The organism is Anthropogastromicrobium sp., assembly GCF_037349415.1.
In the GTDB taxonomy this organism is placed as follows: Bacteria; Bacillota; Clostridia; order Lachnospirales; family Lachnospiraceae; genus Anthropogastromicrobium; species Anthropogastromicrobium aceti.
Map to the genome: position 1 here is coordinate 33799 of NZ_JAXWCK010000060.1, position 10929 is coordinate 44727.

Genomic DNA, 10929 nt, shown 5'->3' on the forward strand with positions numbered 1-10929 from the left:
TTTCCTGCTGTTTTATTTTTTGCTCTTAGCAATCGTCTTATTCTTAATCTGGAAGTTTTCTGACAAGCTCCTTGAAAATGCGTCCTCTTTGCTCATAATTGTCAAACATGCCCCAGCTTGCACATGCCGGTGATAACAATACAGCCTCACCAGGCTTTGCATGTGATGCACATTTTTCAACAGCTTCTTCCATTGATGTGGCAAACTCATAATTAGTAAAGCCATGCTTTTCACAGCAATCGGCAATTGCCTTAGATGTCTGTCCAATCAACACAAGATATTTGATTGTGCTGCCAAATGCTTCAATCCACTCATCATAAGTTGAGCCTTTATCGTAGCCGCCGCCAATTAAACATGTCGGCGTTGTCATTGCACGGATACCCTGAATTGCAGCATCCGGATTTGTTCCCTTTGAATCATTGTAATAGCGAACCTGCTTTTTTGTTGCTGTATACTCGATTCTATGCTCCACTGCCTTAAAATTATAAGCAGTCTGGCGAATTGTTTCCATTGGAACACCCATTGCTGTGCCGATTGCAGCAGCTGCCATGATGTTTTCATAGTTGCACTGACCAACAAGGTTAAATTGATCTGTTGTGCCAATAACCTCTTCTTTTCCATCATGACGATATACTAAACGGCTGCCATCCATGCAAAAGCCTTCATCTAAGCTGTGACGGCTTGAGAAAAATATAACTGTTGCCGGGCATGACTGTGCGAAAGAGCGCAGCACTTCGTCATCATAATTTAACACGCAAAAATCATCCTTTGTCTGATTCTTTGTGATGGATTCCTTGACTGCAATGTAGCACTCCATAGTTTTATGGCGATTTAAATGGTCTGGCGTGATATTTAAAATTGCACTCACATGCGGACGAAATGTCAGTGCAGTCTCTAACTGGAAGCTGCTGATTTCTGCTACTGTCACACTGTCTTCTTTTGTCTCAAGTGCCTTACCTGTATAGGCAGTTCCGATATTTCCGACAACAAACGTCTTGTCTTTGCCAAAATGTGCTGCCATGATCTCACCTGTCAGCGCTGTCGTCGTTGTCTTTCCATTTGTTCCGGTGATACCAATAACCTGACCCTTTGCATAATGGTATGCAAGCTCGATCTCACTCCAAATCGGCACACCATTTTTCTTTAACTCCTCTACAAAAGCAAGATCCGTTGGAATACCAGGACTGATAACACAATACTCAGACTGATCTATAACATCCTGCGAGAGCGTACCAAGCACAATGGAAAGTGTCTCATCTGATGAGTTATCTGCTACCTGTGCACGGATTTCCTCCTTATTCTTTTTATCATTTCCATCATACAAAATAACAGACTTTCCGGCAGCAAGCAGCATACGTGCTGCACCGATACCGCTGATTCCGCATCCTGCAACTAATACCTTATTTTTCATAATGTTTTCACCTTTCTGTCCCACAGTGCCTAGCGGTAAGATGAATTGCCTTTCAGACAGCAATCGTAGAACCGCTTTTCGTAAATTGCTTCACCATAGGAAATCTTTACTCACGGTGAGTATATCACTATAAATTAAGGTATGGCAATATGTTTTCAAAAATCTTTTTCACCTTTGGCGCTACAATTGTGCCTCCATAATAAATACCCTGTGGTTCATCGACTGTCATGATAATAATAACCTGCGGCTCATCTGCCGGGGCAAAGCCTACAAAGGAGCTAATATATTTTCCAGTTCCGCGCGGAAGCTTTTCTGATGTCGCCGTCTTTCCTCCTATGCGATAACCTTCTATGTATGCCTTATTTCCGCCACCCTCTGCCACAACACTTTCTAAACATTCACGCATCTGTGCGCTGACTGCTTCATCAAGTACCTGTGTACCCTGCGGATAAGCAATTTTTTGTGTGCTTGTGCCGTCAAATGAACTGATTGCCATTCCAAAATGCGGCACAACAGTGTGACCGCCATTTACAAATGAGCTTATAGTCGTAAGAAGGCGAAGTGTCGTCAGCTGAAATGACTGTCCAAACGAAATGGTCGCAAGCTCTACCTCACCGATTTTTTTAGGGTCATGCATGATTGTGCGTGCTTCTCCGGGCAAATCAATCCCTGTTTTTTCAAGAATCTCGAACTGTTCAAAATATGAGTAAAAACGCTCTGCACCTAACCGAAGACCGACCTGAATAAAGACAGGATTGCAGGAATTTTGAATTCCCTGCAAAAATGTTTCACTGCCATGGCCACTCACCTTATGACATCGAATACGTCTGTCCTCCACAATATAAAATCCAGGACATGAAAATGTATCCTTAAAAGTTACAACACCAGCTTCTAGTGCTGCCGCTGCCGTGACAGTCTTAAATGTTGAACCTGGCTCATATGTATCGCTTACATTGGCATTTCTCCACATCTTATTTAATAAATCCTGTCTCATTTCTTCACTCTCACATGTAGTACCCTCTGGAAGCTCAAACGGACGATTCAAATCAAATTCTGGAACATTTGCCATAGCATAAATCTCACCATTCTGTGGATTCATGACTATGCAGGAAACCTCATTTGCCTGCTTTTCTTCCATCAGCTCCAAGCATACCTGAGTGACAAAACTTTGGATATTCCAATCCATTGTCAGACGAAGTGTATTTCCGGCAATTGGCTCAACACGCTGCTCAGCTGTATTTTTTAATTCAATTCCCGCTGCATCAGTATATGTCAAAATGCTGCCTCCAATTCCTTTAAGCACCTCATCATATGATACTTCCAGACCGATAATGCCCTGATTATCAGCGCCTGTAAAGCCAAGCACCTTGGAAGCTAAACTTCCAAACGGATAGTAACGCTTATAATCTTCGTCCACCTTCACACCGGCAAGATCCATCTCTCTTATAGCATCACCGACTTTCTTTTCTACATTTGTCTTTATAATTTCTCTTGCCGTGATTTTTTCTACCTTTTTTTGCACGTCTTTTGGCTGCATTTTTAATGTTTCTGACAGCGCCGACACAACTTCATCAGCATCCTTAATCTGACTGTGAATCACAGAAATTGTGCAGACTGTGCGGTTTGCTGCAAGCACCTTACCATTTCTATCCTGTATCTCACCGCGCATTGCCTTTAGCTGTCGCTCTCTTGTATGAAGATCATATGCGAGTTCTTTATAATGCTCTGACTTTGCAAGCATCAAATCGCCTAGGCGCACACATAATAAGATCAATGCTGTAACAAGCACCAATGCAATTCTAAGTATTCCCCTTCTATGCATTGTGCGTACCGGGCGCGGCAGCATGTTTCCTGCCTCTTTTTTCAAAACTTGCGTGACCATTTTCACCGACTTACCTTTACTTTGTTTTTGCTGTTTTCTTAATTTATCTATATGCGGCAGACGATAAAAAAAAGAATCCTGAAATTCTTTTGTAAATTTCAAGATTCTTTTTATTTTTTTACTGTGCATTTGCATCTGCCGCTGGCTGTACATCTGGCTGAGCCGGAAGATCTATGACATCGTTTGAATCTGGTGCTGCGTTTGCGTCTGCCGGATCTGCAATTGCTGCCTCAGGATCAATGATATTTTCATCTGGATTTTCTGCTGCTGCATCTGTTTGCTCTTGCGCGGCCACTGCCGGAGGCACTGGAAGAGCTGCATCATCTCCTTCTGAATCTGTAAAGAGTGACTCTCCTGACATACTGTCATCTGATGGAGAAGCACTCTGCCAATCATACTCGTTTACATCTGCATCTAACTCAGAATAAAGTCCGATGTAATCCTTGATTGCATACCACAAACGTCCTGATAAATACTGTACAGGTGCACTTCCATCTTCGTCGTTTCCTTCATACTCATCAACTACAACATAAAGCACAAGCTGCGGTGAACTCATAGGTGCTGCTGAAATCAGGGAAATGACATATTTATCTTCTGAACGCGGAAGCTTCTGAGCAGTTCCTGTCTTTCCGCCAAAATCATAGCCATCCATCTTGACACCGTTTTCTTTGTCTGCAACCTGCACACCATAAACAGTTCCATTTGTAACAGCATACTCAAGTGCATGGCGCACTGTTGCACTTGTCTCCTCACTTATAATCTGACGCACTAGTGTAGGCTTAACAGACTCTACTACATTGCCGTCCTGATCAAGAATGCTCTCAACGGTGTATGGCTTGTAGTAATAGCCGCCATTTATATCAGCACAAAATGATGCTGCCATCTGAATCATGGTAACGTTGTAGCACTGACCAAATGCGCTTGTCGCAAGCTCAATCTCTCCTAGCTGATCTGCTGTATATAAAAGTCCTTCACAGCTAGCCTCACCTGGAAGATCTATTCCTGTCTTCTGACCAAAATTATGAAGCTGCTGATACTTAACAAAAAGCTCTGGTCCAAGAAGCTTTCCGATTTCCATAAAGGCAACGTTGCAAGACTGCGCAACGGCTTCCTTTGCATCAATAATACCACAGCCGCCTATCGCGTAGTTATGGCATTTTACCATTGTTCGTCCAATGTCTAAGTAGCCATGAGTGTCATCAAACTGCGTATCTTCTGTAATCAGTCCTTCCTCAATCGCTGCTGCATATGTAAGAACCTTTCCAGTAGAACCTGGCTCAAAGGAGTTACTGATTATACCATTTCGCCAAATCTCATTTTGTACATCTGTCGTTGTAGGATAAGCGCTATGATCCCACTCTCCCTTTTCATTCAAATATGCTGCATACGGAGATGCCGTTGCAATCTCTATTATATCCTGTGTATTAGAAGAATCGTCATCAGCCTTCTCCTTTGAGGCTTCGGCCTGTTCCTTTAACTTTTCCTGCTCCTTTTCCAGATACTTTTCATACTCTTCTGATTTTACTTCATTATCTGCAAATGCAGCCAGCTCCTCATCAGTGTAGAATACAGAAAGATCATTTGGATTATTCAGATCATAATCTGTGTCCGTAACCATTGCTTTTATAGCACCTGTATTCGGATCCATTGCAAGGATACTGTAGCTTTTTGCCGTACGAACCCTTTCTCCATTTTCATCAGTCTCATAAAACCACTCTGAGGCTGTATCACTGAGTATCTTTGTCAGGTTCATATCAATCGTTGAGACAAGTGAGTAGCCATCAGTTGGCTCAATCACATCGCGGATCAGATTTTTGCTGCTGTCAATATAGCTGTAGCTTCTGCCATTTGTTCCGCGAAGTTCTTCATTGTAGTAGCGCTCTAGTCCCCAAATACCCTCAGAGCTGTCCTTTGTCGTAAAGCCTATGACCTTACTTGCTAAATTGCCATATGGATAATAGCGCTGGTATTCTGTCTCAAACCAAACACCTACAATCTTAGCACCCTCAGGGCTTTCAAACTCCTCATCTGCAGATGAGGCGCCTTCTGTTTCCTGCACACTTTGGGCTTGGGTTGTTTTTGTTTCTTTCTTTTTTTCTGTGCTGTTTACCTTTTCTTCAAGCGCATCGAATGCTTCCTTTTGGCTTTCTGTAACAAGATATTTTTTGCTTGTCCAACCTTCTGGCACATAACGAATATAATTTTTATCGGCTGACTGGGTAATTGTATTCGTAAGCGCAGCTTCGTCTAAGTCAAAACACTGCGCAATCGCCTTAACAGTTGTTTCAAGCGTTCCCTTTCGCCCCTCAATTGCCTCTGTTTCCATGATTACCTTTGGATCAATAATCAAAATATAAACACGGTTGCTGACTGCAATCGGCGTCATATTTGTGTCATAAATTTCGCCAGACTTTGCAACTAAAGTTGAGCTGCTGTAATTCATCTGGCTGAGTGCCTTTCGCTCATACACTTCATTTGTAAGTGCAGCGCGTATACCAATGTAAACGACAAGCGCAGCCATACAAAATGCAACTAAACCTGCTACAAGTCTCATTCTGCTGTTTATACGGTTTGCAAGTTTGCCCGTATCCTTCTTTGCATTAGTTCTGTAAATCTTTTTTGCAGGTTTTTTTTTCTTTGCATTACGTTTTTTATCGGCTGACTTCGTTGTCTTTGTCTTATTTTTTATTTGATTCTCATCACTGCGGAATGTCTTCATATTGTGCAACGTACCCACTCTCTGTTTTATGATAGGTGATTACCTGATGCTTTTCAGGGTAGCTCATGCCAAGCCTCTGTGTCGCGATCTGGTAAATCTGTTTTGCATCGACAGAAGCATATAAAAGTGCCTCACGGTTATCATTATCCGTCTGCAGCTCTTGATAAGTCTCCTTGAGCGATGCCACCTTTTTATTACTTGCATTTAATTGTGCATTCCTCCCCACATAGCCTATTGCTGACCAAAGCAGCAATACTGCCGTCAAAAAAGCGACTATGGCAGTCAGTCCATCATATGCTCTTGCATTATAACGCCTGCTCAGTGTGCCATTTATAATTCGCTGTTTATGCAGTTCTATCTGCTGACGCTCCAGTTCCTGGAGTCTTTTAATACGTGCCTGGCGCTGTCTTTCAAGCTCTGGCACTTTTTTTGGCGCATAGGTTCCGCCTGCGGCTTCCTGCTCGCGGTATCCATTTTTCGGTTCCCCTTCCTGCATGACTCCAGTCCTTTCTACCTTTTTTATGCCTTTTCGAAAACGCGAAGCTTCGCGCTCTTTGAACGGCTATTTTCCTCCATCTCCTGTTCTGAAGGAAGAATTGGTTTTCTTGTAATCACCTTTCCCTTTGAAATGCGTCCGCACACACAGACAGGAAAGCCCGGCGGACAGATGCACGGATTTTCATTCGTGCGAAATCTCGTTTTTACAATTCGATCTTCCAGCGAGTGGAATGTAATAATACAAAGACGTCCACCCGGTGCTAAACGGTCAATCATACCGTCAATTGATTGTGTCAGCACATCAAGCTCATGATTTAATTCAATTCGAAGCGCCTGAAATGTCTGCTTTGCCGGATGACCTGTGCCGGCACGCATTTTAGCCGGAATTGCTGCCTTAATTATCTCACACAGCTCACCAGTAGTCTCAATTGGCTTTTTCTCGCGTGCGCGAACAATGTGCTTTGCAATATTTTTTGCGAAGCGGTCTTCTCCGTAATCGCGTATCATGCGATACAGCTCCATCTCGCTGTACTCATTGACAATATCAGCCGCCGTCTTTGGATTTCTCTGATCCATACGCATATCAAGCGGCACGTCCTCGCGGTATGTAAAGCCACGTGAAGCCTCATCAAGCTGATAGGAAGAAACTCCAAGGTCAAGGAGTATTCCATTTACCTTATCAATTCCAAGCTCATCTAAAACATTGTCAAAATTTACATAGTTGCTTCTTACGATGCTTACCTTGTCCTTATATGGTTCAAGACGCTTTGTCGCTGCCTGTATAGCATCCGCATCCTGATCTATTCCGACAAGTCTTCCTTTCTCTCCCAGATGCGTACAGATCTGATAGGAATGGCCGGCACCTCCGAGCGTTCCATCTACATAACATCCATCCTCGCGGATGTTTAGGTTTTCTATCACCTCATCCAGCAATATTGATTTATGAACAAATTCCATGTTACTCCTTTTTTCTTTCGCTGTGTATTAAAATTAACCACTCACTTTTTTGTGCATGGTCACTAACTGTATTTGTTAAAAAAGCACGGCAAAAAACACGGCTCCTGTCTTTCGTCATAAGAACCATTTTTTCTTCCCGTCATTTCTGCTATATTATTTATCAAAAACGGCAAAATGCTATCTCTGATTATGAAATCTATTTTATATTAGTTTATTAAAAATGACAATACTTTTTTCAGAATTTCTTCCGACAGAAACGGTTGTATTTCTTTTTTTTATATGCTAGAATTAAAAATGTTACTGGTCACATGTACTACATGACCAGACAGGAAGGATTTTTACTATGAAATTAGGAATCGTAGGCTTGCCGAATGTCGGCAAGAGTACTTTATTTAACTCTTTGACAAAAGCAGGTGCGGAATCTGCAAACTATCCGTTCTGTACCATTGACCCAAATGTTGGTATTGTTCCAGTTCCGGATGAGCGTATTAAAAATTTAGGTGAGCTGTATCACTCCGCAAAGGTTACACCGGCAGTTGTTGAGTTTGTTGATATCGCCGGTCTTGTAAAGGGCGCATCTAAGGGTGAGGGTCTTGGAAACCAGTTCCTTGCAAATATCCGCGAGGTTGACGCAATTGTACATGTTGTACGTTGCTTTGAAAACTCTAATATCATCCATGTAAATGGTCATATTGATCCAGTTGATGATATTGAAACTATCGAGCTTGAGCTGATTTTTGCTGATCAGGAAGTTCTTGAGCGCCGTATTGCAAAGACAACAAGAAGTGCTATGAATGATAAGAGTCTTGCAAAGGAGCTTGTTACCTTAAAGAAGCTGATGGATGCTTTAACAGAGGGCCGTCAGGCTAAGACTGTTGAGCCGGATGATGAGGATGAGGCTGCTTTTATCGCAAGCTTAAATCTTTTAACAAGCAAGCCTGTTATCTATGCTGCAAATGTATCTGAAAGTGATTTGGCTGATGACGGTGCTTCCAATCCTCACGTTGCATCTGTACGCGAGTTTGCTGCTAAGGAAGGCAGTGAGGTATTTGTTATCTGTGCTGAGATCGAAGCTGAAATTTCTGAGCTTGACGATGATGAAAAGAAGATGTTCTTAGAGGATCTTGGTCTTGAAAAATCTGGTCTTGACAAGCTGATTTCTGCAAGCTATTCTCTGCTTGGTCTGATCAGCTATCTGACATCTGGTGCTGATGAGACAAGAGCTTGGACCATCACAAAGGGAACTAAGGCACCACAGGCTGCCGGAAAGATTCACTCTGATTTTGAGAGAGGCTTCATCCGCGCAGAGGTTGTAAGCTATCAGGATCTTATGGACTGCCAGTCCTACGTAACCGCAAGAGAAAAAGGTCTTGTTCGTCTTGAAGGAAAGGACTATGTGGTTCAGGATGGCGATGTCATTTTGTTCCGTTTCAACGTATAAAGAGGTTTTTCATGGCTTTTTCTGATACCCAGACGCAGGCCATCGCGCATAAAGATGGCCCCGCTCTTGTTCTTGCAGGACCTGGCTCCGGCAAGACAACTGTGATCACAAACAGGATTGTGACGCTCCTTGAGCGCTATAATATTCCGGGATCCCGTATTCTTGTTATCACCTTTACAAGAGCTGCGGCACAAGAAATGCAGAGCCGTTTTTTTACCCTTTACCAGAAGAGAAACGCCCGTTTGGATGCAGCACGCTCCACGGGCGTTACTTTTGGCACTTTTCACTCTGTTTTCTACCGCATTTTAAAGCATGCCTACCAATATGATGCCTCCAACATTTTGACGCAAAAGGAACAGTATAAAATGATTGAGAGTATCATCGATGAACTTGATATGGACGCACCTGATTTTAATGAGCTTGCCTCTAACCTGCTCGGAGAGATCTCTGCTGTCAAAAGCAACTGTCTGTCACTTGACTATTACTATGCAAAAAGCTGCCCTGAAAATGTGTTTCGCCGTGTTTACCGCCTTTATGAAAAAAAGCTTCGTCAGGCTAACAAAGTCGATTTTGATGATATTTTGACAATGACCTATGACCTTTTGTCTAAACGGCGTGATATTTTAGATGCCTGGCGCCAGCGCTTTTCGTACATTCTAATTGATGAGTTTCAGGATATAAATCTTGTGCAGTATAAAACAATTCAATTGCTCGCTGCACCGAAAAATAATCTTTTTATCGTTGGCGATGATGATCAGTCAATTTATCGCTTTCGCGGTGCAAGGCCTGAGATCATGCTTGGTTTTGAGAAGGATTATCCAAATGCCATCCGCATCCTGCTTGATATAAATTATCGCTCAGATGCCTACATTGTGGCAGCTGCCAATCATTTAATCGTGCATAACACGGCTCGTTTTCCAAAGAAAATCCGTGCTTCTCATCAGGCAGCCTTCCCTGTCCTGTTAAAGCCCTGCCGTGATCCTGCTGAACAAAACAGATATCTGACAGCACAGCTTCGCGATTATCATGCACAAGGCTATGCTTATGAGCAAATGGCAATTTTATTTCGTACTAATCTTGGAATCCGCTTTGTTATGGATGCGCTTATGAAAGGCGGAATACCATTTCACATGAAGGATGCCATACCGAATCTTTTTGCCCATTGGATTTCACTTGATATAATTGCTTATCTTCGCCTTGTCTCTGGTACTGGAAACACAAGGGCGAACTGGCTTCGCATTATGAATCGCCCTAACCGATATATTAAGCGTGAGGCTCTTGCGCCTTTTACATCCGATATCAGCGTAGCACAATTAAAAGCATATTATCAGGATAAGGACTGGATGCTTGAGCGCCTTGACCGTCTTGAATATGATCTTTCGATCATGAAACGCATGTCGCCCTATGCTGCAATCCACTATCTGTCCAATGCAATGAAGTATCAGGATTATCTAAAAGACTATGCTAAGGAGCATCACATTAATGAACAGGAACTTCTTGATGTGCTAAATGCCGTTCACGAAAGCAGCCAGTCATGCCGCACCTTTGCCGAGTGGTTTACTTATATTGACACTTATACAGATGAACTGCAAAAGCAGGCAAAAAGCCCTGCTTCAAAGGATGCAAATAATGAAAGCGGTGTCTGTCTTTGCACACTTCACTGTGCAAAGGGATTAGAGTATCCGATTGTTTTCATTCCTGATATAAATGAAGACAATATTCCTCATGCTCGTGCTGCTGTTGATGCCGATCTTGAGGAGGAGCGCCGACTTTTTTATGTTGGCATTACACGAGCAAAGGAACATCTTCATTTGTACTGTGTCGGTGAAGCCTCTGGAAAGGAAAAGTTTCCAAGCAGATTTTTAGAAGAACTAAATGAAATTTGACATACTCCCACGGTTAAAACCGTGGGATTCCTTAGATTCTTGTAGCGTCATCCAACCCTATAGACTGAAATATAGCCACAGTGTTCAGGATTTATGCTGATGGGATTTCATACGTCGTGTACTACTTTCTCAGCA

7 protein-coding genes are annotated in these 10929 nt (G+C 42.7%); 2 read left to right on the forward strand and 5 right to left on the reverse strand.

The window, feature by feature from the left end; genetic code table 11:
• Positions 1-43 precede the first annotated feature (43 nt).
• The 5 genes from murD to rsmH all read right to left on the reverse strand — a co-directional run bounded on the left by murD (position 44) and on the right by rsmH (position 7467).
• A complete protein-coding gene (gene murD, locus WJP93_RS13495) occupies positions 44-1411 on the reverse strand; it encodes a UDP-N-acetylmuramoyl-L-alanine--D-glutamate ligase (RefSeq protein WP_118612988.1) in 1368 nt (455 codons plus the stop codon).
• 127 nt (positions 1412-1538) lie between these two features.
• On the reverse strand, positions 1539-3293 hold the full coding sequence (locus WJP93_RS13500) for a penicillin-binding transpeptidase domain-containing protein (RefSeq protein ID WP_337548755.1): 1755 nt from the start codon (positions 3291-3293) through the stop codon (positions 1539-1541).
• Positions 3294-3411: 118 nt separating this feature from the next.
• Entirely contained in the window at positions 3412-6012 is a 2601-nt protein-coding gene (locus WJP93_RS13505; RefSeq protein ID WP_337548756.1) for a penicillin-binding transpeptidase domain-containing protein, read from the reverse strand.
• On the reverse strand, positions 5993-6508 hold the full coding sequence (locus WJP93_RS13510; protein ID WP_066563262.1) for a hypothetical protein: 516 nt from the start codon (positions 6506-6508) through the stop codon (positions 5993-5995). The genes WJP93_RS13505 and WJP93_RS13510 overlap by 20 nt, the downstream gene beginning before the upstream one ends.
• A gap of 23 nt (positions 6509-6531) precedes the next feature.
• Positions 6532-7467 (reverse strand): 16S rRNA (cytosine(1402)-N(4))-methyltransferase RsmH, encoded by a 936-nt coding sequence (gene rsmH / locus WJP93_RS13515; protein ID WP_227101692.1) that lies wholly within the window; start codon positions 7465-7467, stop codon positions 6532-6534.
• 343 nt (positions 7468-7810) lie between these two features.
• Here rsmH and ychF point away from each other — a divergent pair, with 343 nt between their 5' ends.
• Entirely contained in the window at positions 7811-8908 is a 1098-nt protein-coding gene (gene ychF / locus WJP93_RS13520; protein WP_337548757.1) for a redox-regulated ATPase YchF, read from the forward strand.
• Between the two features lie 11 nt (positions 8909-8919).
• Positions 8920-10794, forward strand: coding sequence for an ATP-dependent helicase (locus tag WJP93_RS13525; RefSeq protein ID WP_337548758.1), 1875 nt, complete (start codon positions 8920-8922; stop codon positions 10792-10794).
• The last annotated feature ends 135 nt before the right edge of the window (positions 10795-10929 follow it).